Below are 23124 nucleotides of genomic sequence, written 5' to 3'. Positions count from 1 at the left end.
TCAGGTGCGATGGGTGCTGAGGTCAGTGATCACAGGCCCATCGCCATTGAGCGGATTGGCCGGATCGCGCCCATAGCGCAACGTCTCGAAGCGCATCGCGCGCGCGTCGATCATCAGGAGGCGGCCGACCAGGCCGTCGCCAAAGCCGACGATCTCGCGGATCGCCTCCAGCGCCATCATCGATCCCATCACGCCCGCAAGCGCGCCCATCACACCGGCTTCGGCGCAGGCCGGCACCGTACCCGGCGGGGGCGCCTCCGGAAACAGACAGCGATAGGTCGGATTGAACTCGCCGTCGTCGTTTTTCTCATGCGCGCGGATGGTGGTGAGCGAGCCGTCGAAGGTCCCGAGCGCGGCGGTGATCAGCGGCCTCTTCGCGAAGAAGCAGGCGTCCGAGGCCAGATAGCGCGTCGAGAAATTATCGGAGCCGTCGAGGACGAGGTCGTAGTCGCCGATCAGGCCGAGCGCGTTGTCCGCGTTGAGCCAGGTGGCGTGGCCGACGAAGCGGACGTGCGGATTGAGCGCGGTGATTCGCTCGGCCGCGCTCTCGACCTTGTGCCGGCCGATATCGGGCGTGGTGTGAATGACCTGGCGCTGGAGGTTGGAGAGCGACACCACATCGTCGTCGACCACGCCGAGCGTGCCGATCCCTGCCGCAGCCAGATACATCAGGGCCGGTGCACCGAGCCCGCCGGCGCCAATCACCAGCACGGAGGCCCGCTTCAGCGCAGCCTGGCCGGGACCACCGACATCGCGCAGCACGATATGGCGGGCATAACGTTCGAGTTCGTCCGGGCTCAGCATCGTCGTCCTTCGTTCTCTCAACCCTCATGGTGAGGAGCGCGGAACGCGCGTCTCGAACCATGAAGGCCCCGATATCGCCCGGAGCCATCCTTCGAGATGCGGCCTTGAGGCCGCTCCTCAGGATGAGGGCCTGTGTCCGTGGGCTCTATCGCCGCCTGAACCACCCCGAGATTGTTCGCGACCAACGAGATGTGCTTCAATGGCATTGCGTTCAATGGGCTGGCTGGATTTGTCATGAGATCGATGCTTGCGGCAACACTGATGTTTGCGGCTGCGACAGGCGCGAACGCCCAGATGACGACGCCGCCGATCCCCGGCACCAGGCCGAAGCCGGTCCAGACCATTCCGATCCGCCCGCCCGCACTGCAGACGCCATCGGAGACGGCTGATGCCATGGCGCAGGCGGAGCGGCTGTCGCTGCAGTCCGACCTCGCCTGGGTCGGCCGGTACAACGGCGCCATCACCGGCGACATCAGCGCGCGCATGGTCGATGCCATCAAGGAATACCAGAAGCTCAAGGGCAGCAAGCCAACCGGCGTGCTCAATCCGCAGGAGCGCGCGGCGCTCGCCGAGACCGCGCGGCGGAAGCAGGACAACGTCGGCTGGAAGATCGTAACCGAGATGACCAGCGGTGCGCGGCTCGGCATTCCCTCGAAACTGGTGCCGCAGCAGGCGACCGACGCCAACGGCTCGAAATGGACCTCGCCGACCGGCACGGTGCAGGTGCTGCTCGGCCGCCGCAAGGAGGCGAACCCGACCACAGCCAAGCTTGCCGAAGCGGAGAAGAAGGAGCCGGGTCGCAAGATCGACTACACCGTGGTGAAGCCCGACTTCTTCGTGCTGTCGGGTTTGCAGGGCCTGAAGAAATTCTATTTGCGCGGCACCTCCAGGGGCGACGAGGTCCGCATCATGACGATCCTCTACGATCAGGCGACCGAGAACACGGTCGAGCCAGTCGTGATCGCGATGTCGAGCGCGTTCAATGCATTCCCGTCAGGACCACAGGCCGGGCCGCCACCGCGCAAGACCGTCGAATATGGCACCGGCATCGTCGTCAGCGACGATGGCGCGATCATTACCGACCGCCTCGTCACTGATAGCTGCCTCGCGATCACGATCGCGGGCTATGGCAGCGCCGACCGTCTCGCTGAGGACAAGGAACACGATCTCGCGCTGCTGCACATCTATGGCGCGCGCGGACTGAAGCCGCTCAGCCTCTCCGCCGGCGCGGCGAAGACGAGTGTCGATATCATCGGTATCGCTGATCCACAGAGCCAGGGCGGAACGGCCGGTGCGTCGAGCCTCAAGGCCGCGCTGGCATCTGTCGGTGGCGGCGATTCCGCGCTCTCACCGCCGCCGGCGGTCGGATTTTCCGGCAGCGCCGCCATCGACGGCGACGGCAAATTCGCCGGCATCGCGCTGTTGAAATCTGCGATGGTTGCGGGCCCCGCGACATCGGTGCCGGCGTCGCAGGCGGTGATGGTCTCCGCGGAGACGGTGCGCGATTTCCTGAAGGCGAATGGTGTCGTGGCGAATGGCGGCGCAACGGATGCGAAAGCAGCCGTCGTGCGCGTCATCTGCGTGCGAAAATAACGCTCGTGTCCCGGGCGCGGTGCGGCATGAACTGCCGCTCCGCTGAACCGGGACCCATGTGTCTTCGAATTCTGTGCAAGTGGCTTTCTGGGCCCCGGCTCTGCAGCGCACCGCTTCGCGCTGCGCCGCGTCCGGGGCACGAGACCTAGGCAAGCCTGAATCTGATCCCGCTCTTCGCGAGACCACCCGAGATCCCCACCGGCGTGCCGTCCGCGCGCCAGCAGGCGGCGCCGGTCATGGTGCCGTCGTCGTGGAAGGCGATGCCGTTCATGCCGCCGGCGACCGTCGCAACTGGCTGGACCTTGTGGCCGAGGCTTTCAAGCTTCGCGCGCACGGCTTCCGGCACCTTCTGCTCGACCTCGAGCGCATTGCCCTCGGTCCAGACGCGGGGCGCCTCGACCGCCTCCTGCAGGCTCATGCCGTGGTCGATCAGATTGACCAGCGCCTGCATCGCGCTCGGAAAGATGCGTTTTCCCCCGGGCAGACCCAACGCGTAACGCAACTTGCCCTCGCGCAACGCCATCATCGGCGACATCGAGGTCGTCACCCGCTTGCCCGGCGCCAGCGACAGGGCGTGGCCTGGCCGCGGATCGAACAGGTTCATGTAGTTGTTGGCGATGGCGCCGAGGCCCGGGATCATGATCTTGGCACCGAACAGATTGTTGATGGTCTGCGTGGTCGCAACCACGTTGCCGAAGGCATCCGCCGCGGTCATGTGCGTGGTGTGAGCGCCTTCAAGCTGCGACACGCCGGCGCCCCAGGCCTGCGCCCGCGCCGGATCGATCGCACCGCGGCGCTCCTCGGCGTACGCCTTCGAGGTCAACTTCTCCACGGGCACCCCAACATAATCAGGATCGCCGCTGGCCGCGGCGCGATCGGCGAAGGCGATCTTCAGGACTTCCGCGAGATAGTGGATCGTCTCCGGCGTGCCGAAGCCAAGGCTGCCGATGTCGTAACCTTCCAGAATGTTCAGCATCTGCGCGATATGCACGCCGGAGGCCGCGGGCGGCGGCGGGCCAAAGATGGTCCAGCCGCGATAATCGGCGCGGATCGGCTGCCGCTCGACGGTCTTGTAGCTGGTGAGATCGTTGCGCCGGATGAAGCCGCCGGCCTTTTCCATGTAGTCGATCAGGATGTCGCCGAGCGGCCCCTCGTAGAGCGCGGTCTCGCCGTGATCGGCGATGTAGCGGAGCGTCTCGGCATATTCTGATTGCACCACGCGCTCACCGACCTTCAACGGCTCTCCACCAGGCAGGTAAATCGCCGCGATCGGCTTGTCCTTGCGCATCTCGGCTGCGCTCTCGCTGACGCATTCATGCAGATAGGGCGTCGCCGCATAGCCGCGCGCGGCGTGCTTGATCGCGGGCTGCATGACGTCGGCAAGACTCATCGTGCCGAACCGGCGCAGCGTCTCGCACCAGGCTTTCAGCGAGCCCGGTGTAGCGACCGCCTTTGGGCCGTTGAGGTTTTCATTACCGACGGTGTCGAACACGTCATGCGCCGAGCCCGGCATGGAGGTGTAGCTGGTGTCGCGCACCGCCGCGGGCACGGTGCTCTGGCCGTCGATGAAGCGGTGGCTGCCGTCGGCCAGCCGGATGTGCGCCATGCCACCGCCGATGATGCCGACCATCATCGGCTCGACCACGGTCAGCGTGAACAGGGTCGCGATTGCGGCGTCGATGGCGTTGCCGCCCGCGGCCAGCATCTCCGCGCCGGCGCTGGAGGCCAGTGGATGGTTGCTGACCACCATGCCGCGGCTCGATACCGCAGGCATCTTCTCGCACTCAAAATTCGTCGCCGTCCGGTCGCGCCAGTTTCCGCTCATGCCGCTTGTCCTTTTATTCACGGCGGCAAGCACAGCACACGTACCACTACTGGTCCAGTAATCGTACGGATTCGCTGGCATTCCCGATTCCGCCATCATCGTTACTGCTGATTCGGACCTCCGCGATCCCCTTTGGATCGGGCCGGCACGTCCTGAGCGAGAAGAGCTCAGCATCGAGATCGATGCACGTTCGCGTGGCGTTTGCCTGACCCAAGCACTCCAAAGGATTGATCTTCAATGCACACGATCGTACTGGCCACCCAAAAGGGTGGCAGCGGCAAGAGCACGCTCGCCATCGGCCTCGCGCTCGCAGCCAAGCAGGCCGGCTTCACCGTCCGCCTGATCGAGACCGACCCGCAGGGCACTTTGTCCAACTGGCAGCGCCGCCGCACTGCCGATGATCTCGTCGTCGAGCCGATCTATCACGCCGCCGACATCGAGCCGCGTCTGAAGATGCTGGCCGACAGCGGCCTCCAGCTCGCAATCGTCGACACCGCGGCCGGCCTCAGCGCCGCGACCACCGCCGCGATCCGCCATTCCGACCTCTGCCTGATCCCGGCCCGCCCGAGCGTCGCCGATATCGAGGCGACCGCCTCGACGCTGAGCGTCGCGCGCGCCTGGAAACGGCCTTACAGCTTCGTGCTGAACCAGACCCCGATCCGCGGCCAGCGCATCGACAACGCCGCCAATACGCTCGCCGAGGAAGCCGCCCTCGACCTCACCGAGGTGCTCGCACGCCCGCTGATCGTGATGCGCAATGATCATCAGGACTCGCTCGCGAGCGGCCTTGCGGTCAGCGAATTCGCGCCGAACGGCAAGTCGACCGAGGAGATCCGCGGCCTCTGGGATTGGATCGAGACCCGGCTCGAGCTCGCCGCCACGACCAATGTTCTGATCGACCAGGTCATCTCGCACGCGGACGGCATGCTGCACGCGGCTTCAGAGCTTGCGGCCGACGAATCCACGAAACTGACGTCCTGAGCGGGGCGATCGCTCAGACGCCAACCGGCCCTTCGCCACCCGGAAGGCCCCAGCGACGAAGCAATCCGGCCACCAGCCCGGCCGGATTGCTTCGCTGCGCGCTTTTGAAAGGACTCCATCCACCGTCATTGCGAGCGCCGCGAAGCAATCTAGAGTCCCTCCGCGGAAAGATTCTGGATTGCTTCGTCGCAAGGGCTCCTCGCAATGACGCTCACTTCTGACATTTCGAGCACCAGAAGGTCGAGCGGCCGTTCTGCGTAAAACGCTTCACCGTGCCGCCGCAGCGCGGCGTCGTGCATTTCTCGTCTTCGCGATCGTAGACCTTGAACGAATGCTGGAAATAGCCGAGCTCGCCCGAGGTCTGGCGATGGTCGCGCAGTGACGATCCGCCGGCCTTGATGGCGTCGTTCAGCACGGTGTGGATCGCGCCTACCAATCTCTTTGCATGGTCGGTCGGCTCGTCCTTTTTCGTGGCGAGCGTCGCAGCAATCCGGCGCGGCGACAGATGCGAGCGATGCAGGGCTTCGCAGACATAAATGTTGCCGAGCCCCGCGACTACGCGCTGGTCGAGCAGCGCCACCTTCAAGTTGGTCTTTTTCCCCGCGCAGGACTGCGCCAGCATCGCGGCGTCGAATTCGTTGCCGAGCGGCTCAGGACCGAGCCCACGGAGCAGCGGTTCCTCGTCCAGCGCGCTGCGCGCGATCACTTTCATGTAACCGAAGCGGCGCGGGTCGTTGAAGATGATGTCGGCGCCCGAGGACATCCGAAACAGCACGTGGTCGTGGGTGGAGTCCTTGGCCCGCGGATGGTGAAACTCGCCGGGCGCAGCCTCGTTGTCCCGCTTGATGACGCGAAACGAGCCCGACATGCCCAGATGCATCAGCAGCACGTCGCCGGAGGCGAGATCGGCCATGAGATATTTTGCACGGCGCCCGAGCCCGGTGACGACCTGCCCCTTCAGCCGGGCCACGAAATCCGGCTGGAACGGAAAGCGCAGATCGGGCCTGCGGGCCTCCGCAACGAGAATTTTTGCACCTTCCATGACGGGCTGAAGGCCGCGGCGGACGGTCTCGACTTCGGGCAATTCAGGCATGGTCAGGCATTCACCTTATCAGGGCGGTGTGATAGCGCCATTGCGGCGGGCGCGCTATGGTCCGCCTCGTGGAGTAGAGTAATGGATCGGCCGGGCGAAACCACGCATTTTGGCTTCAGGGACGTTCCCCTGGGGGACAAGCAGACGCTGGTGAACGATGTGTTTCACAGCGTGGCGTCGCGCTATGATTTGATGAACGACCTGATGTCCGGTGGCCTGCACCGGGTCTGGAAGGACATCATGATCAACGCGCTCAACCCGCCCAAGGGCGACCGGCCGTTCGCGCTGCTCGACGTTGCCGGCGGCACCGGCGACATCTCGTTCCGCGCCGCCAAGGCCGCAGGCCCCGGCTTCCATGCCACCGTCTGCGACATCAATTCCGAGATGCTGGAGGTAGGCCGCGAGCGCGCCGCGAAGCGGCATCTCGATACCCAGGTCGATTTCGTCGAAGGCAATGCCGAGGCGCTCGCCTTCGCCGACCGCAGCTTCGAAGCATATACGATCGCTTTCGGCATTCGCAACGTGCCGCGGATCGATCTCGCGCTGGCCGAGGCCTATCGCGTGCTCAAGCCCGGCAGCCGCTTCCTCTGCCTGGAATTCTCCACCGTCGAGATGCCCGGGCTCGATCGCCTTTACGACCTGTTCTCGTTCAAGGTGATCCCGCCGCTCGGCCGCATGATCACGGGTGACGCCGAGTCCTACCAATATCTGGTCGAGTCGATCCGCAAGTTTCCAAAACCCAACGCCTTCGCCGACATGATCCGCGACGCCGGCTTCGCCCGCGTGAATTGGCAGACATTGTCCGGCGGCATCGTCGCGCTGCATTCGGGCTGGCGTTTGTGATTTCTGCCGTCACCCACATTGCGCGCCTGATCCGCGCCGCGTTCGTCTTTGCGCGCGAGGGCGTGTTCGGCTCAGTCGATCCGAGCTTGGTGCCGGCGCCCGGGCAGCTCGCGCTGAAAATTGCACGCCTCATCGAGCGGCGCGGCCCGAAGCACGGCCCGCGGCTGACCCGCGCGCTAACCCGGATGGGCCCGGCCTATCTCAAGCTCGGACAATTTTTGGCAACACGCCCCGACGTCGTCGGCGTCGTCATGGCGCTCGACCTCGAAAGCCTGCAGGATCGCCTGCCGCCGTTCTCGCAAGCCGAAGCGGAAGCTGCGATCGCAACCTCGCTGGAACGGCCGCTGACGGATGTGTTCGCGAGCCTCAGTCCGCCGGTCGCGGCTGCCTCGATCGCGCAGGTTCATCGCGGCGAAGTTTTGCGCGACGGCGTCCGCAAGGCCGTCGCAGTGAAGGTGCTGCGACCCAACGTGGCCGCCCGCTTCCGCCGCGACCTCTCCGACTTCTTCTTCGTCGCGCACAAGGCCGAAGCCTATTCGTCCGAGGCGCGGCGCCTGCGCCTGATTGAGGTCATCAACACCATGTCGCGCTCGGTCGCGATGGAGATGGATCTGCGGCTCGAGGCTGCCGCGCTGTCGGAAATGGCGGAGAACACGCGCGACGATCCTGATTTCCGTGTGCCGACCGTTGACTGGGACCGCACCACGCACAACGTGCTGACGATGGAGTGGATCGACGGCATTGCGTTGAACGACCACAAACGCCTCAAAGAAGCGCAGGTCGACCTGCCCGATCTCGGCCGCAAGGTGATCCAGAGTTTCCTGCGCCACGCGTTGCGCGACGGCTTCTTCCACGCCGACATGCATCCGGGCAATCTGTTCCTGGATGACGCCGGCCGTCTCGTCGCGGTCGATTTCGGCATCATGGGCCGGCTCGGCATGAAGGAGCGGCGCTTCCTCGCCGAAATCCTGCTCGGCTTCATCACCCGCGACTATCGCCGCGTCGCCGAGGTGCATTTCGAAGCGGGCTACGTGCCCGCGCATCACTCGGTCGAGAATTTTGCGCAAGCGATCCGCGCCATTGGCGAGCCGATTCACAATCGCACCGCCGAAGAGATCTCGATGGCGCGGCTGCTGACGCTGCTGCTCGAAGTCACCGGCATGTTCGACATGAAGACGCGGCCCGAGCTGATCTTGCTTCAGAAGACCATGGTGGTGGTCGAGGGTGTGGCGCGCGGCTTCAATCCCAAGCTCGACATCTGGAAAGTCGCCGACCCCGTGGTGCGCGAATGGATCGAGCGCAATCTCGGGCCGATCGGCCGGGTCCAGGGCGCACTTTCCGGCACCGGCGATCTCGCCCGCATCCTGATGCGTCTGCCTGACATCGCCGCGCGCTCGGTCGCGGTGCTCGAACAGTTGGAGACCATGACGCGGGAAGGCATCCGGCTGTCGCCGGAGAGCATCGCGGCGATGGGCCGCAGCGAGGGCCGCAAGAACCGCTGGCGCACCGTGGCGCTCTGGATCATCGCGGCGACCTTCATCGGCATCCTGATCGCCGTCCGGAATCTATGATTGCAGTGCAATGATTGCAGTGCAATCATACGACTGATAGCATCGCTATCATTTTCCGCCGGAGAGTGCCATGGCAAGCCTGACCATCCGCAAGCTCGACGAGAACGTCAAAACCTTCCTCCGCCTGCGTTCGGCCAGGAACCGCAGGTCGGTCGAGGAAGAGGTCCGGGTCATTCTCGGGGAGCTGATCGAGGGCCGCGAGGAGCCGCTGACGCCATTCACGGCGCCGCCCGCGGCCTCCGCTACCCCCATCCCGCAGCGCACCGGTGCCCTTGCCGAGGCCGGCGTCACCCTGATCATCGGCGGCGGGATCGCGGCCTACAAATCGCTCGACCTGATCCGAAGGCTCAAGGAGCGACGGATCGAGGTGCGCTGCGTGCTGACCAAGGCGGCGCAGCAATTCGTCACGCCGCTGGCCGTGAGTGCGCTCTCGCATGAGCGCGTCTACACCGACCTGTTCGATCCCCAGAGCGAGTTCGACGCCGGCCATATCCGCCTCGCGCGCGAGTGCGACCTGATCGTGGTGGCGCCCGCCACCGCCGATTTGATGGCCAAGATGGCAAACGGCCACGCCGACGACCTCGCCAGCGCCATCCTGCTCGCGACCAACCGCAAGGTGCTGCTGGCGCCGGCGATGAATCCGCTGATGTGGAATAACGCGGCGACGCGGCGCAATGTGGCGCAGCTCCAGCGCGACGGCGTGGTGCTGATCGGACCGAATTCCGGCGAGATGGCCGAAGCCGGCGAGGCCGGGATCGGCCGCATGTCCGAGGCGATCGAAATCGCGACCGCCGCCGAGCGCCTGCTGCGGCCGCCGGTGCCGCGCCCCCTCGCCGGCAAGCGCGTGCTGATCACGGCAGGTCCGACTTACGAGCCGATCGACCCGGTGCGCTACATCGCCAACCGCTCCTCCGGCAAGCAGGGCTTTGCCATCGCCGCCGCCGCACAGGCCGCAGGCGCCGAGGTGATTTTGGTGAGCGGACCGGTCGATCTCGGCGATCCCCGGGGCGTGACGGTCAAGCACGTGGAATCGGCGCGGCAGATGCTGGAGCAGGTGCAGGCCGCGCTTCCCGCCGACATTGCGATCTTCGCCGCGGCCGTCGCCGACTGGCGGGTCGCCAATGAAGGCGAGCAGAAGCTGAAGAAGAGTTCGGCCGGCATGCCGCCGCTCCAGCTGGTCGAGAACCCCGACATCCTCGCGACGATCTCCAAGCTGACCGACAAGCGTCCGCCACTGGTGATCGGCTTTGCTGCCGAGACCGAGCACCTCATCGACAACGCCAAGTCGAAGCTTGCCCGCAAGGGCTGCGACTGGATCGTCGCCAACGACGTCTCCCCCGCCACCGGCGTGATGGGTGGAGACCGCAACACCGTTCACCTCATCAGCCGCAAGAACGATGAGAAGGATGGCGAGATTGCAGTTGATTCCTGGCCGGCGATGACCAAGGAACAGGTCGCCATCGAACTGGTCGCGCATGTCGCAAAGAGCGTGACCGGCAAATCCCGGGAGCCGGCATCTTGAGCACGAAAGTCACGGTCGAACTGCAACGCCTGCCCCATGCGGAGAGCCTGCCGCTGCCGGCCTATCAGACCAACGATGCCGCCGGTCTCGACCTGATGGCAGCGGTGTCGGACAGCGAGCCGATGACGCTCGCGGCCGGCCAATACGCGCTGGTGCCGACGGGCCTCGCGATCGCACTGCCGCCCGGGTACGAGGCGCAGGTGCGGCCGCGCTCGGGGCTTGCGGCCAAGCACGGTGTCACCGTGCTGAACTCGCCAGGCACGATCGACGCGGACTATCGCGGCGAGATCAAGGTGATCCTGATCAATCACGGCCAGGCCGCCTTCGTGATCAAGCGCGGCGAGCGCATCGCGCAGATGGTGATCGCGCCCGTGGTGCAGGCCGCGCTGGTTCCCGTGGCCGAATTGTCGTCCACCGACCGCGGTGCCGGCGGCTTCGGCTCGACCGGCCGCTAACGCGCGGCACGTCCAGCCGAATTATCCCGAAGATTTACGTAGCTGGAACAGCGCGGCCGGCATTTTTGTGGGGCCGGCTTTGCGTTCACGATCTGGACTCTTACCGGTAGAGTCAGGGTGAGGGTATTGTCGTTTGATTCGCGCGCGACGGGGGTCGCCGCGTGCAAATTCGTGCGGTTCTTGGGGCAACTATGTCAGGCGTGATCGTGTCGATGCGTCGGACGCTGCTGTCGTGCACATCGCTGGTGCGCAACGGCGTGTTGGGAAGCGCTCTCGCGGCGCTGCTGCCGGCTGCGCCGGCTGAGGCCGCCGATCTCGTCGACACACTCTCAACATTGCTGGATTTCAACCGGCAGGAGCTCGCGGTGCTGGCCACTGCGCTGGCTTTGCTAGGCTTCTCGGTGGTCGCCGCGATTCTCCTGATGCGCACGCGTGTGCGCACGGCGAGGAACGAGGCGCGGCTGCGCGCCCGGATCGGGGAACTCCAGCTCCAGGCCGACCGCTTCGGCGCGCTGCTGTTCGCCGAGCCGCAAATTTTGATCTCCTGGCCGGCCGGCGACAATCGCGCCCAGATTTCCGGCGACATCTCGATGGTGTTGCCGCGCGACTCCTCCCCGCAGCGCCTGCTCGCATTTGGAACCTGGTTGCCGCCGGAGCCGGCGCTCCAGATGGATCACGCGGTCGACGCGCTGCGGGACCGTGGCGACGGGTTCCAGCTGACGCTGACCACCGCGCATGGCCACACGCTCGAGGCCATCGGCCGCGCCATCGGCGGCCAGGCCATCGTCAGGATTCGCGAACTATCAGGGCTGCGCCGCGATCTGGCCGAGACCAATTTGCGCTACAAGGCGCTGTCAGACGAAACCGAGATGCTGCGCGGCTTCGCCGCCGCCGCACCCTGGCCGATCTGGGCCAAGAGTGAGAACGGCGCGCTGACCTACGCGAACCCCGCCTATGTCCGTGCGACCGAAGCGGCCACCATCGCCGACGCCCAGGCGCGCAAGCTCGAGCTGCTCGACAGCGCCGATCGCACGGCGATGGAGCGGGGACTGAAGGAGGCGGCCAATTTCACCTCGCGGCTGCCGATCGTGATCAGCGGCGAGCGGCGCATCTATGACGTCCGCGCCGTCAACGTCGGCCGGGGCAATGTCGGCGTTGCCATCGATGCCAGCGAGGCGGATGCGCTGAGCTCGGCGCTGGTGCGGATGGCGGAGGCGCATCGCCGCACGCTCGACCAACTTTCCTCCGGCGTTGCCGTGTTCGACGGCCAGCGCCGGCTCGCTTTCTACAACGATTCCTACCGCCGGCTGTGGGACCTCGACCGCACCTTCCTCGACGCCAACCCCGATGATTCCAGCGTGCTCGATCAGCTCCGCGCCGGGCGCAAGCTGCCTGAGCAGCCGGATTTCCGCGCCTGGAAGGTCAAGCTGCACGAGGCCTACCGCGCGGTCGAGACCGCCAAGGACACCTGGTACCTGCCCGACGGCCGCGCACTCTCCGTCGTCACCACGCCGAATCCGGAAGGCGGCGTCACCTATCTGTTCGACGACGTCACCGAGAGCCTCGAGCTCGCCCGCCGCTTCGACGGCATGATCCGCGTCCAGCGCGAGACGCTGGACAGCCTCGCCGAGGGCGTCGCGGTGTTCGGCAGCAACGGCAGGGCGCAGCTGTTCAACCCGGCCTTCGTCCGGATGTGGAAGCTGTCAAGCGACGCCATGCGCGACGAGCCGCACATCCAGACCGTCGAAGGCTGGTGTCATCAGCTGTTCGACGACGCTATCGTCTGGCGGCAGATCCGCGAGGCCGTCACCTCAATCGAGAGCCGCGCCGACGTTCCGCTGAAGCTGGAGCGCAAGGACGGCAGCGTGCTCGACGGCATGATCCGGCCGCTGCACGACGGCGCGACCATGCTGACGTTCCAGGACATCACCGACACCGAGAATGTCGAGCGCGCGCTGCGCGAGCGCAACGAGGCGCTGGAGGCCGCCGACCAGATGAAGGTGGATTTCGTCCACCACGTCTCCTACGAGCTGCGCTCGCCGCTTACCACCATCATCGGCTTCGCGCATTTCCTCAGCGATCCCTCAACCGGACCGCTGACCCCGAAGCAGGCCGAATACCTCGACTACGTCACCAAATCGACCAATGCCCTGCTGGCGCTGACCAACAACATCCTGGATCTCGCCACCATCGATGCCGGCGCCATGAAGCTGGAACTCGGCCCGGTCGACGTCAGCAAGACCATTGAGCTCGCCGCCGAGGGTATTCAGGACCGGCTCGCCACCGACCGCATCCGTCTCAAGGTCGAGATCGCGCCCGACGTCGGCAGCTTCACCGGCGACGAGAAGCGCGTGGTGCAGGTGCTCTATAACCTCCTCGCCAATGCCGTCGGGTTTTCTCCACAGGATTCCGCCGTCGGCATCAGCGCCCGCCGCACCGAACGCAGCGTGGTCTTCACTGTGACAGATTCCGGGCCTGGAATACCTGCCGACATGAAGGACAAGGTGTTCAACTGGTTTGAAAGCCGATCGCAGGGCTCGCGTCACCGCGGCGCCGGGCTTGGCCTGTCGCTGGTGCGCTCCTTCGTCGAGCTGCACGGCGGCAAGATCCGGGTGGATTCGATCGTGGGCAGGGGCACGGTCGTAATCTGCGACTTCCCGACCGAGCAGGCGGCGCATCGCGACGCCGCCGAATGACTGAATCAACCACATTCTCCGTCGCGCTTCACAACGAGACGGCGACTGCGCAACTGATGGCCGACCTCGCGCTGCTGGTCGGCTCCGGCGACGTCATCACGCTTACCGGCGATCTCGGTGCCGGCAAGACCGCGGCGGCGCGGGCCATGATCCGCTATCTCGCCGGCGACGAGGCCCTGGAAGTGCCGAGCCCGACCTTCACGCTGGTGCAGGGCTACGAGCTGCCGCCATTCCCGGTGATGCATGCCGACCTCTACCGCGTCGAGGACGAGAGCGAGCTCGAAGAGATCGGGCTGTCGCCGCTGCCGGAAGCGACCCTCGTCCTGATCGAATGGCCGGAGCGCGCCCCGTCGGCGATGCCCCAAGACCGCATCGACATCGCGCTGACGCACCGGCCTGCGCTGGGCTCGAGCGCACGCGCCGCCGACATCACCGGCTATGGCAAGGCCGCCGCCACCGTCGCGCGGCTGAAGGCGCTGCGCGAATTCCTCGATGCATCCGGCTATATGGATGCAACGCGCAAGCGCATGGCGGGCGACGCCTCGACGCGCTCCTATGCACGGCTGCTGCGCGACGACGCGATCGTCATCTTCATGAACTCTCCGCAGCGCCCGGATGGCGCTGCGGTCTACAACGGAAAATCCTACAGCGCCGCGGTGCACCTCGCCGACAATATAAAACCCTTCGTTGCCATCGGCGAAGGTCTGCGCGCACATGGCATCTCGGCACCTGCGATCCATCATTCGGACCTCGACCAGGGGTTCCTGATCAGCGAAGACTTTGGCAGCGAAGGCGTGATCGAGGGCGATCCGCCGCGCCCGATCGCCGAGCGCTACGAAGCCGCGACCGATTTGCTGGCCGTGCTGCACGGCGAGACGCTGCCGGAAAAATTGCCGCTCGATGGGCAGACCTACGCCATTCCTGTCTTCGATACCGAGGCGCTGCTGATTGAAATCGGGTTGATGCAGGAATGGTACCTGCCCGATCGCAACGCACCGCTGGACGACGCGAAGCGCACCGAATTTTTCGCGATCTGGCGCGAGCTGCTGAAGAGGCCGCTGGCGGCGCCGAAGACGTGGATCATCCGCGACTATCACTCGCCGAACCTGATCTGGCTCGGGAATCGCACCGGCATCGAACGCGTCGGCGTGATCGATTTCCAGGACACCGTGCTGGGGCCGCAATCCTACGACGTGGTGTCGCTGCTCCAGGACGCCCGCATCGACGTGCCCGAGACGATCGAGCTGACGCTGCTGTCGCGCTACATCAAGGCGCGCCGCGCGAACGACGCAAGCTTCGACGCGGCCGGCTTCGCTGAGCTCTACGCCATCATGTCCGCGCAGCGGAACACGCGTCTGCTCGGCACCTTCGCCCGCCTCAACCGCCGCGACGGCAAGCCGCATTATCTGCGTCACCAACCGCGGATCTGGACCTATCTCCAGCGCTCCCTGGCGCATCCCGCGCTCGCCCATCTGCGCGACTGGTATCTCGCCAACGTCCCACCGCCCCAACGGCCGGTGCAAGACTGACAAGGCTGATAGAGGCTGATTAGGGGCCTAATTTACCGGCTGTTAGCCAAGATACCGGTAATCTGGCGGCGGGGCAGCCGGATAATTGCGGGGCCGGAGCAGGGCAGATGGCGGTGAAGACGGACCAGCGCGGCAACAGCCGGGTTGTTTTCGAGCGCGGGATCGCGGCCCAGATGATGGGTATCGACGGCACCTGGCGGCGCGACTGCACCATGGAGGACATCTCCGAGAGCGGCGCCAAGCTGACCATCGACGGCTCGGTCGAAGGCCTGCATCTGAAGGAGTTTTTTCTGCTGCTGTCGTCTACCGGACTTGCGTACCGGCGCTGCGAGCTCGCCTGGGTCAATGGCGACCAGATCGGTGTCAATTTTCTCAAGCTTGGCGACAAGAAGAAAAAGGCGCGTTCCACATCCGTCCAGGCGTAACGGCAACACTCGTCGTACAAGCGTCACGGCAGGTGGTTAAGGCGATTAAGACGCGGTGCGGTCGGTCAAGCCTCGTGTTAGGATTGCGGCGAACGCGAAATCAATAAGTCTGAGAAAGCGAAGGATGTCCGTCAAGCCGACCAAAGCCATGGTGCTCGCCGCAGGGTTCGGCCTGCGCATGCGTCCGTTGACGGATAAGATGCCGAAGCCGCTGGTGCCGGTGGCCGGCCAGCCGCTGCTCGACCACGTGCTCGACAAGCTCGGCCAGGCCGGCGTGAGCGAGGCGGTGGTCAACGTGCACTATCTGCCGGACCAGATCATCAATCACACCGCGTCCCGCCAGCATCCGCGCGTGACCATCTCGGACGAGCGCGACCAGGTGCTCGGCACCGGCGGCGGCGTGGTCAGGGCGTTGCCATTGCTCGGCGATGCGCCGTTCTTCCATGTCAATTCCGATACGCTGTGGATCGACGGCGTGCGCTCCAATCTGGCGCGGCTTGCCGAAAACTTCGATCTCGCGCGGATGGACATCCTGCTGCTGATGGCGCCGACGGCGACCAGCATCGGCTATAGCGGCCGCGGCGATTACGGCATGCTGGCCGACGGCGCCCTGCGCAAGCGCAAGGAAAAGGAGGTCGTTCCGTTCGTCTATGCCGGCGCGGCGATCCTGTCGCCCTCGATCTTCGCCGATGCTCCGACGGGCGAGTTCTCGCTGACCAAAATGTTTGACCGCGCCAACGAGCAGGAGCGGCTGTTCGGCCTCCGCCTCGACGGCGTCTGGATGCATGTCGGCACGCCCGACGCCGTGCACGCCGCGGAAGAGGCGTTTCTGGAGAGCGTGGCGTAGGGTCTCTCTTGTCCCGGACGCGGTGCGGCGCGAAGTGCCGCTCCGCAGAGCCGGGACCCACAGCCACAGCCGTGATGACGCAGCCTGGGCCCCGGCTCAGCGGCGCATCACTGCGTGCTGCGCCGCGTCCGGGGCACGCGAGCGGCGAAGCCGTCAAACAGCGGGGAAGACCCGCCTCGGCCCATGACCATTTGAGTGCACCTCTCTATATTGGCGCCTGATCCTTCGAATCAGGCAGCTCATGCGCGTTTTCAGCGTTCCAGTCTCAGTTCCGTTCCTGCGCACCGTCGTCTCAAGCCTGCTCGACGGCCGGCTGGTCGACGGCTTTGAGGCGCGCAAGGAACCTGCACGGCTGGCGGACGCCACGTTGTACCTGCCGACAAGGCGCGCCATGCGAATCGTCCGCGAGATCTTCCTCGACGAGATGAAGGCGGATGCCGTCGTGCTGCCGCGCATCGTCGCGCTCGGCGACATCGACGAGGATGAACTCGCTTTCACCGATGAGGGCGAACAGTTTTCCGGCGCAACGCCGCTCGACATTCCGCCGCGCCTCGGCGAGCTCGAACGGCGGCTGACACTGGCGCAGCTGGTCGCGGCCTGGGCCAAGGGCCCGGTGCTGTCTCCGCTGGTCGTCGGCGGCCCCGCTTCGACGCTGGCGCTGGCGTCCGACCTCGCGCGGCTGATCGACGACATGGTCACGCGCGGCGTCGACTGGAGCGCGCTCGATGGCCTCGTGCCTGACCTGCTCGACCGGTACTGGCAGCACTCGCTCGAATTTTTGCGCATCGCGCGCATCGCCTGGCCCGATCATCTCGCCGAAGTCAAACGCATCGAGCCCGCTGCCCGCCGCGACCTCCTGATCGATGCCGAAGCCAAGCGGCTGACCGCGCATCACCGTGGCCCCGTGATCGCGGCCGGTTCGACCGGCTCGATGCCGGCCACGGCAAGATTTCTCCACGCAGTCGCCTTGCTGCCGCGTGGCGCCGTGGTGCTGCCCGGCCTGGACACCGATCTCGACGACGATGCCTGGCGCAGCATCGGCGGCGTACGCGACTCGCTCGGCAAGTTCGCGGAGCATCCGGTCTCGAACCATCCGCAATATGCCATGCACGCGCTGCTCGATCGCTTTGGCATCAAGCGCAGCGACGTCGATATCCTCCAGCCTCCGGCGGAAGGCGGCCGCGATCTGCTCGCCTCCGAATCGATGCGGCCATCGGCCAAGACCGAGATTTGGCACGACCGCCTGAAGCAGCCGGATGTGGCCGCGAAGATCACCGGCGGCATGAACAATCTCGCAGTGGTCGAAGCCCCCAATCCCGAGATGGAAGCCCTCGCCATCGCGATTGCGATGCGTGAGGCGCGGCATCTCGACAAATCCGCCGCGCTTGTCACGCCCGATCGCGCACTGGCGCGACGGGTGATGGCCGCGCTGACCCGGTGGGATCTCGCTTTCGACGATTCCGGCGGCGACGTCTTGATGGAGACGTCCGCCGGCGTGTTTGCGCGGCTCACAGCGGAGGCTGCGACCAAGGGATTGGAGCCGCCGACGCTTCTGGCGATGCTGAAGCATCCGCTGTGCCGGCTGGGCCGCGCACCTGGCGCGTGGAGGGCGGCGATCGAGGGCCTGGAGCTTGCGGTCTTGCGCGGCACGCGCCCGCCTGCAGGCACCGCCGGCCTGCTGCGTGAATTCAACCGCTTCCGCGAGGAGCTGGCAAAGCTGTGGCGCAGCGAGGTCTCCGCGCTGCATAAGGCCGAGCCGCGCGCGCGACTCAAAGCGGAAGACCTCGATCGCATCCAGGCGCTGATCGATGCCCTGAGGATAGCATTGGCGCCAATCGAGATCCTGGCGCCATCGAAGGCGTTTGACTTCGCCGAGTTCGCACATCGCCACCGCGAGATCATGATCGAGCTGTCGCGCGACGAGCAGGGCATTTCCCTGGCCTTCGAGGACCGCGAGGGCCTCGCGCTCGCGAGCGCCTTCGACGATCTCCTGCGCGGCGGCACGACCAGCGGACTGATGGTGACGCTGCCCGACTACGCAGACGTCTTTCAGACCGCATTCGGCGATCGCGCGGTGCGGCGGCGAGACAAGCCCGGCGCGCGGCTTCAGATCTACGGCCCGCTGGAATCGCGCCTGATGCAGGCCGACCGAATCATCGTCGGCGGACTGATCGAGGGCGTCTGGCCGCCGGCGCCGCGCATCGATCCCTGGCTCAGCCGACCGATGCGGCACCAGCTCGGCCTCGATCTGCCTGAGCGCCGTATCGGCCTCTCCGCCCATGATTTTGCGCAACTGCTCGGCGGCGACGAGGTCATCCTCACCCACTCCGCAAAGGCCGGCGGCGCGCCCGCGGTGGCTTCGCGCTTCCTGCACCGGTTGGAGGCGGTCGCGGGCGACGCGCGCTGGAAGGCAGCAATTCGCGCGGGCGAGAAATACGTGCAGTTTGCAGCCGCGCTGGACCAGCCCGACGAGGTCAAACCGATCAAGCAGCCCGAGCCGCGACCGCCGCGCGCGACCCGGCCGCTCAGGATGTCTGTGACTGCGATCGAGGACTGGCTGCGCGATCCCTATACGATCTACGCAAAACACATTTTGCGGCTCGACGCACTCGATCCCGTCGACATGCCGCTGTCGGCCGCCGACCGCGGCTCGGCGATCCACGATGCACTCGGCGAGTTCACGGAACGCTACGCCACGAATCTGCCCGACGATCCCGCGCGCGTGCTGCGCGTGATCGGTGAAAAGTACTTTGCACCGCTGATGGAACGTCCCGAGGCGCGGGCGCTGTGGTGGCCGCGTTTCCAGCGCATCGCCCGCTGGTTCGGCGAATGGGAGACGGCGCGTCGCGACGTGATCGAGGCTATCGCTGCGGAAACCCGCGGCGAGATCTCGATCCCGCTCGACCACGGGCGCAGCTTCCGTCTCTCCGCCCGCGCCGACCGCATCGAACGGCGCCAGGGCGGCGGCTACGCCATCCTCGACTACAAGACCGGCCAGCCACCGACCGACAAGCAGGTCCAAATAGGCCTGTCGCCGCAGCTCACGCTGGAAGCCGCGATCCTGCGCGAAGGCGGCTTTCCCGATATCGATGCCGGCGCATCCGTGAGCCAGCTCGTCTATGTCCGCCTCAGCGGCAACAATCCACCCGGCGAGGAGCGAATCGTCAAGCTCAAAGTCAATAAGGGCGAAGAGGCGCAGCCGCCTGATACTGCTGCCGCAGAAGCGAGAGCCAAGCTTGAGGCGCTTATCCGCGCCTTCGAGGACGAGAACCAGCCCTACACCTCACTGAACCTGCCGATGTGGACCAACCGCTACGGCACTTACGACGACCTCGCCCGGATCAAGGAATGGTCCGCGGCCGGCGGATTGGGGATCGAGGAATGGTGAAGGCACCGCGCCCCATCCCGGATGAAGTGCGCGCCAGGCAAGCACGCGCATCGGACCCGACCGCGTCGGCCTTTGTGTCGGCCAATGCCGGCTCGGGCAAGACGCATGTGCTGGTGCAGCGGGTGATCCGCCTGCTGCTCTCGGGCGTGCCGCCGGAAAAGATCCTCTGCATCACCTTCACCAAGGCGGCTGCCGCCAACATGGCCGAGCGTGTGTTCACCACGCTCGGGCATTGGGTGACGCTCGACGACACGGCGCTCGACGCAGCGATCCGCGCGGTCGGCATTCCGCACCCCAATACAAAATTGCGGCGCGAAGCGCGAAAGCTGTTCGCCTGCGCGCTGGAGACGCCGGGCGGATTGAAGGTGCAGACCATCCACGCGCTGTGCACCCGCCTGCTCCAGCAGTTTCCGTTCGAGGCCAACGTGCCCGCGCGCTTCGCGGTGATCGACGATCGCGACCAGACCGACATGATGGAGCGCGCCAATCTGAAGGTACTGCTGGAGGCCGCGCGCGACCCTGACAGCGTTACCGGCCGGGCGCTGCTGACCGCGATGGCGAGCGCCGCCGACGTCACCTTCAAGGAGGTGGTGCGCGAGGCCTGTCTGAGCCGCGATCATTTCATGGCCTGGACCGATGAGGCCGGGAACGCGGAAGCGGCTGCGACGCAGATGAGCACCGCGCTGGGCGTGGACGCGAGCGATGGCATCGAGGACGTCGAGACCGAGATTCTCGACGGTCCGTTCCTGCCGCGATCGCGCTGGGACGAAGTTGCCCTCGCACTCGATGGCGGCAACAAGACCGAGAAGGACCAAGCCGATTGCTTACGTTCGGCAAAAGCGTTCTCAGGCAGTACGCAAGTCGATGCTTATCTTGGGGCCTTCCTGACCGATGAAAAGAAGCAACCACGCAAGACGTTGCTAACCAAACAGTTTTGCAAAGATTATCCGGCAGTCGCTCACCTATTCGAGCACGAGGCGCAGCGGCTCGACGCTCTGATCGAGAAGCGCCGCGCGGTGACCATGCGCGACCGCACCGCGGCCCTGCTGCATATCGCGACTGCTGCCGCCGCAAACTATCGGCGCGAGAAGCAGGAGCGCGGGCTGCTCGACTACGACGACCTTATCGACAAGACGCTGGCGATGCTCAACCGCGTCTCTTCGGGCTGGGTGCATTACAAGCTCGACCGCGGCGTCGATCACGTGCTGATCGATGAAGCCCAGGACACCAGCCCGCGGCAATGGGACATCGTCGCGCACATCATCTCGGAATTCACGGCCGGAGAAGGCGCGCGCGAGGGGCTGAACCGCACCGTCTTCGCCGTCGGCGACGAAAAGCAATCGATCTTCTCGTTCCAGGGCGCGGAACCGCGAGAATTCGATCGGCGCCGATATGATCTCAGAAGAAAATTTGAGGCTGCTAACCTTAAATTCGATCCGGTCTCGTTCAACTACTCCTTCCGATCGGGCGCGGCTATTTTGCATTCGGTCGATCAGGTTTTTCGCGAGGAGACTATCTATCGCAGTATTCACGCGGAGAAGGCCTATCCCGTGCACAATGCGCTCGCCGATGCCGGCCCGAGTGTAATCGAACTCTGGGATCTCGCGATTGCCGACGAAAGGCAGGAGATCGAGGGCTGGCGCGCGCCGTTCGATGGCGTCGCCGCCACCAGCCCCGAGGTCAAGCTTGCGCGCCACATCCAGACCGAGATCAAGCAGCTGGTCGAGAGCGGCACGCTGACGGGACACGAAGGCGAGCGGCGGCCCCTGCGCTATGGCGACATGCTGATCCTGGTGCGGCGGCGCGGCAATGCGTTCGACGCCGTGATCCAGGCCCTGAAGCATGCCAACGTTCCTGTCGCCGGTGCCGATCGGCTGAAGCTCACCGAGCACATCGGCATCATCGATTTGATGAACCTCGCCGATGCGCTGCTGCTGCCGCAGGACGATCTCGCGCTCGCGGTGGCGTTGAAGAGCCCGCTGTTCGGGCTCGATGACGACGATCTGTTTCAGCTTGCCTGGGATCGCAAGGGATCGCTGCGCCGCGCGCTTGGTGAGCATGCGTCCACAAGCGACAAATTCTCGGCGGTGCTGCGGCGGCTGGAAGCCTGCGAGGTCCGGTCGCGCGAAGAGACGCCGTTCGCCTTCTATGGCTGGCTGCTCGGCGGCGACGGCGGACGCGCGCGCATCCTGCGCCGGCTCGGTCATGAGGCCAACGACGCGCTCGACGAATTTCTGGAGCTGGCGCTGAACTACGAACGCAAGGCGCCTGCCTCGCTGCAGGGTTTCATGGCCTGGCTGCGCTCGGCCGACACTGAGGTGAAGCGCGACATAGAGATCTCGCGCGACGAGGTACGGGTGATGACCGTGCACGGCGCCAAAGGCCTGGAAGCTTCCGTCGTGTTCATGGTCGACACCACATCGTCGCCTGCGGACTCGCAGCGGGTCCGATTGATCCACATGCCGCGCGGCAATGGCGGCGAGGTCGTGGTGTGGGCCGGCCGCAAGGCGGACGATCCCAAGCCCGTCGCCGACGCACGCAACGCGATGCTCGAGGAGACCGAGGACGAATACCGCCGCCTGCTCTACGTCGCGATGACGCGCGCCGCCGACCGGCTGATCGTCGGCGGCTGCTTGCCCGGCAACATGAAGACGGTTCGCAAGCTGAGCTGGTACGACCTGGTCGACACCGGGCTCGCCGGCTCGGGCCTGGACAAGCAGACAATCGAGACGCCGCTCGGCAAGGTGACACGATTCGCGCGGCCCGGGGATGCCGAGGCACTGGGCACGCCGGCGACGTCCGTGGACCAGAGGACCGCGCTCCCGGACTGGCTGCGGACGCCGGCGCCGCGCGAGACCATCGATGACGATCCTGTCCGTCCCTCCGGCCAGTCCGCCGAGGAAGGCCGCGCGGTGCGGTCAAGTGAATCGGTGCAGTCCCGCGCGCTCGCGCTGCAACGCGGCACGCTGGTGCACCGGCTGCTGCAATCACTCCCCGACATCGCCAGCGATCGCCGGCGCGAGGCCGCGCTCGGCTTCATGGCGCGCAATGCCTCGGACTGGGCGGAGGCTGACCGCGCCGCGCTGGCCGACAAGGTGCTCGCCCTCATCACTGAACCGCGCTTCGCGCCGGTCTTTGCCGCGGGCAGCCGGGCGGAGGTCGCCATCGTCGGCAGGCTGGAGCGGCCGGGCCGCACCCCGGCGCTGGTGTCGGGGCAGATCGACCGGCTGGTCGTTCGTCCGGATGAGGTTTTGATCGTCGATTTCAAAACCAACCAGGCGGCGCCCATCAGCGCCTCTGAGGCGCCCGCGACCTATGTCCGGCAGCTTGCGCTGTATCGGGCGGTGCTATCGCGGCTTTATCCCCAACAGCCTGTTCGAGCCGTCCTGCTCTGGACCGAGGCCCTTGAATATATGGAGATTTCAGCCCCCGCGCTGGACGCGGCGCTGGCATCCCTTCATCTCCGTGTGAGCGTCCTTGACCCGGCAAGGAGCCGTTCATAGGTTGACGCCATGATCTCGGGTGCGATTCCCGTCGCGTCCTTCTCTCAGG

The 23124-nt window shown here is 65.8% G+C and carries 15 protein-coding genes; 12 read left to right on the top strand and 3 right to left on the bottom strand.

The genetic code is table 11. The features are described from left to right. Positions 1–804, bottom strand: coding sequence for a HesA/MoeB/ThiF family protein (locus tag ABIB00_RS23005; protein ID WP_247444551.1), 804 nt, complete (start codon positions 802–804; stop codon positions 1–3). Positions 805–1038: 234 nt separating this feature from the next. Here ABIB00_RS23005 and ABIB00_RS23000 point away from each other — a divergent pair, with 234 nt between their 5' ends. Beyond that, the gene (locus tag ABIB00_RS23000; RefSeq protein ID WP_354105958.1) at positions 1039–2397 is read left to right on the top strand and encodes a serine protease; all 1359 of its coding nucleotides are present in this window, start codon (positions 1039–1041) and stop codon (positions 2395–2397) included. Positions 2398–2542: 145 nt separating this feature from the next. On the opposite strand, the gene ggt is transcribed toward ABIB00_RS23000, so the two are convergent. Then, positions 2543–4222: a gamma-glutamyltransferase gene (ggt, locus tag ABIB00_RS22995; RefSeq protein WP_354105957.1), complete on the bottom strand. Its 1680-nt coding sequence runs from the start codon at positions 4220–4222 to the stop codon at positions 2543–2545. Positions 4223–4459: 237 nt separating this feature from the next. Between ggt and ABIB00_RS22990 the strand changes: the two genes are divergently transcribed. Beyond that, entirely contained in the window at positions 4460–5203 is a 744-nt protein-coding gene (locus ABIB00_RS22990; protein ID WP_354105956.1) for a nucleotide-binding protein, read from the top strand. 211 nt (positions 5204–5414) lie between these two features. On the opposite strand, the gene mutM is transcribed toward ABIB00_RS22990, so the two are convergent. Then, positions 5415–6296: a bifunctional DNA-formamidopyrimidine glycosylase/DNA-(apurinic or apyrimidinic site) lyase gene (gene mutM, locus ABIB00_RS22985; RefSeq protein WP_354105955.1), complete on the bottom strand. Its 882-nt coding sequence runs from the start codon at positions 6294–6296 to the stop codon at positions 5415–5417. An 81-nt stretch (positions 6297–6377) separates the two neighbouring features. Here mutM and ubiE point away from each other — a divergent pair, with 81 nt between their 5' ends. From ubiE to addA, 10 genes are all read left to right on the top strand, one after another. Continuing rightward, a complete protein-coding gene (gene ubiE, locus ABIB00_RS22980; protein ID WP_354105954.1) occupies positions 6378–7139 on the top strand; it encodes a bifunctional demethylmenaquinone methyltransferase/2-methoxy-6-polyprenyl-1,4-benzoquinol methylase UbiE in 762 nt (253 codons plus the stop codon). After that, on the top strand, positions 7136–8710 hold the full coding sequence (gene ubiB, locus ABIB00_RS22975; protein ID WP_247352817.1) for a 2-polyprenylphenol 6-hydroxylase: 1575 nt from the start codon (positions 7136–7138) through the stop codon (positions 8708–8710). The genes ubiE and ubiB overlap by 4 nt, the downstream gene beginning before the upstream one ends. Positions 8711–8780: 70 nt before the next feature. Next, positions 8781–10232: a bifunctional phosphopantothenoylcysteine decarboxylase/phosphopantothenate--cysteine ligase CoaBC gene (gene coaBC, locus ABIB00_RS22970; RefSeq protein ID WP_354105953.1), complete on the top strand. Its 1452-nt coding sequence runs from the start codon at positions 8781–8783 to the stop codon at positions 10230–10232. After that, positions 10229–10687: a dUTP diphosphatase gene (gene dut / locus ABIB00_RS22965; protein ID WP_354105952.1), complete on the top strand. Its 459-nt coding sequence runs from the start codon at positions 10229–10231 to the stop codon at positions 10685–10687. Before coaBC ends, dut begins: the two co-directional genes overlap by 4 nt. 191 nt (positions 10688–10878) lie before the next feature. Beyond that, complete coding sequence (locus ABIB00_RS22960) at positions 10879–13383, top strand: sensor histidine kinase (protein ID WP_354105951.1); 2505 nt, start codon at positions 10879–10881, stop codon at positions 13381–13383. Further along, complete coding sequence (tsaE, locus tag ABIB00_RS22955) at positions 13380–14912, top strand: tRNA (adenosine(37)-N6)-threonylcarbamoyltransferase complex ATPase subunit type 1 TsaE (protein ID WP_354105950.1); 1533 nt, start codon at positions 13380–13382, stop codon at positions 14910–14912. Before ABIB00_RS22960 ends, tsaE begins: the two co-directional genes overlap by 4 nt. A 107-nt stretch (positions 14913–15019) precedes the next feature. Then, entirely contained in the window at positions 15020–15337 is a 318-nt protein-coding gene (locus ABIB00_RS22950; protein ID WP_354105949.1) for a PilZ domain-containing protein, read from the top strand. A 124-nt stretch (positions 15338–15461) separates the two neighbouring features. Continuing rightward, on the top strand, positions 15462–16184 hold the full coding sequence (locus tag ABIB00_RS22945; protein WP_247352806.1) for a nucleotidyltransferase family protein: 723 nt from the start codon (positions 15462–15464) through the stop codon (positions 16182–16184). 241 nt (positions 16185–16425) lie between these two features. After that, entirely contained in the window at positions 16426–19572 is a 3147-nt protein-coding gene (addB, locus tag ABIB00_RS22940) for a double-strand break repair protein AddB (protein ID WP_354105948.1), read from the top strand. Further along, positions 19566–23075 (top strand): double-strand break repair helicase AddA, encoded by a 3510-nt coding sequence (gene addA, locus ABIB00_RS22935; protein ID WP_354105947.1) that lies wholly within the window; start codon positions 19566–19568, stop codon positions 23073–23075. Before addB ends, addA begins: the two co-directional genes overlap by 7 nt. The last annotated feature ends 49 nt before the right edge of the window (positions 23076–23124 follow it).

The organism is Bradyrhizobium sp. LB14.3, from assembly GCF_040547985.1.
Taxonomy (GTDB): Bacteria; Pseudomonadota; Alphaproteobacteria; order Rhizobiales; family Xanthobacteraceae; genus Bradyrhizobium.
This window is presented reverse-complemented; position numbering and strand designations above follow the sequence as displayed.

What these genes read in the sequence shown, in the direction of transcription:
- ABIB00_RS23005 (WP_247444551.1), bottom strand. Translation starts at nt 804, where the DNA reads ATGCTGAGCCCGGACGAACTCGAACGTTATGCCCGCCATATCGTGCTG.
- ABIB00_RS23000 (WP_354105958.1), top strand. Translation starts at nt 1,039, where the DNA reads ATGAGATCGATGCTTGCGGCAACACTGATGTTTGCGGCTGCGACAGGC.
- ggt (WP_354105957.1), bottom strand. Translation starts at nt 4,222, where the DNA reads ATGAGCGGAAACTGGCGCGACCGGACGGCGACGAATTTTGAGTGCGAG.
- ABIB00_RS22990 (WP_354105956.1), top strand. Translation starts at nt 4,460, where the DNA reads ATGCACACGATCGTACTGGCCACCCAAAAGGGTGGCAGCGGCAAGAGC.
- mutM (WP_354105955.1), bottom strand. Translation starts at nt 6,296, where the DNA reads ATGCCTGAATTGCCCGAAGTCGAGACCGTCCGCCGCGGCCTTCAGCCC.
- ubiE (WP_354105954.1), top strand. Translation starts at nt 6,378, where the DNA reads ATGGATCGGCCGGGCGAAACCACGCATTTTGGCTTCAGGGACGTTCCC.
- coaBC (WP_354105953.1), top strand. Translation starts at nt 8,781, where the DNA reads ATGGCAAGCCTGACCATCCGCAAGCTCGACGAGAACGTCAAAACCTTC.
- ABIB00_RS22960 (WP_354105951.1), top strand. Translation starts at nt 10,879, where the DNA reads ATGTCAGGCGTGATCGTGTCGATGCGTCGGACGCTGCTGTCGTGCACA.
- tsaE (WP_354105950.1), top strand. Translation starts at nt 13,380, where the DNA reads ATGACTGAATCAACCACATTCTCCGTCGCGCTTCACAACGAGACGGCG.
- ABIB00_RS22950 (WP_354105949.1), top strand. Translation starts at nt 15,020, where the DNA reads ATGGCGGTGAAGACGGACCAGCGCGGCAACAGCCGGGTTGTTTTCGAG.
- ABIB00_RS22945 (WP_247352806.1), top strand. Translation starts at nt 15,462, where the DNA reads ATGTCCGTCAAGCCGACCAAAGCCATGGTGCTCGCCGCAGGGTTCGGC.
- addB (WP_354105948.1), top strand. Translation starts at nt 16,426, where the DNA reads ATGCGCGTTTTCAGCGTTCCAGTCTCAGTTCCGTTCCTGCGCACCGTC.
- addA (WP_354105947.1), top strand. Translation starts at nt 19,566, where the DNA reads ATGGTGAAGGCACCGCGCCCCATCCCGGATGAAGTGCGCGCCAGGCAA.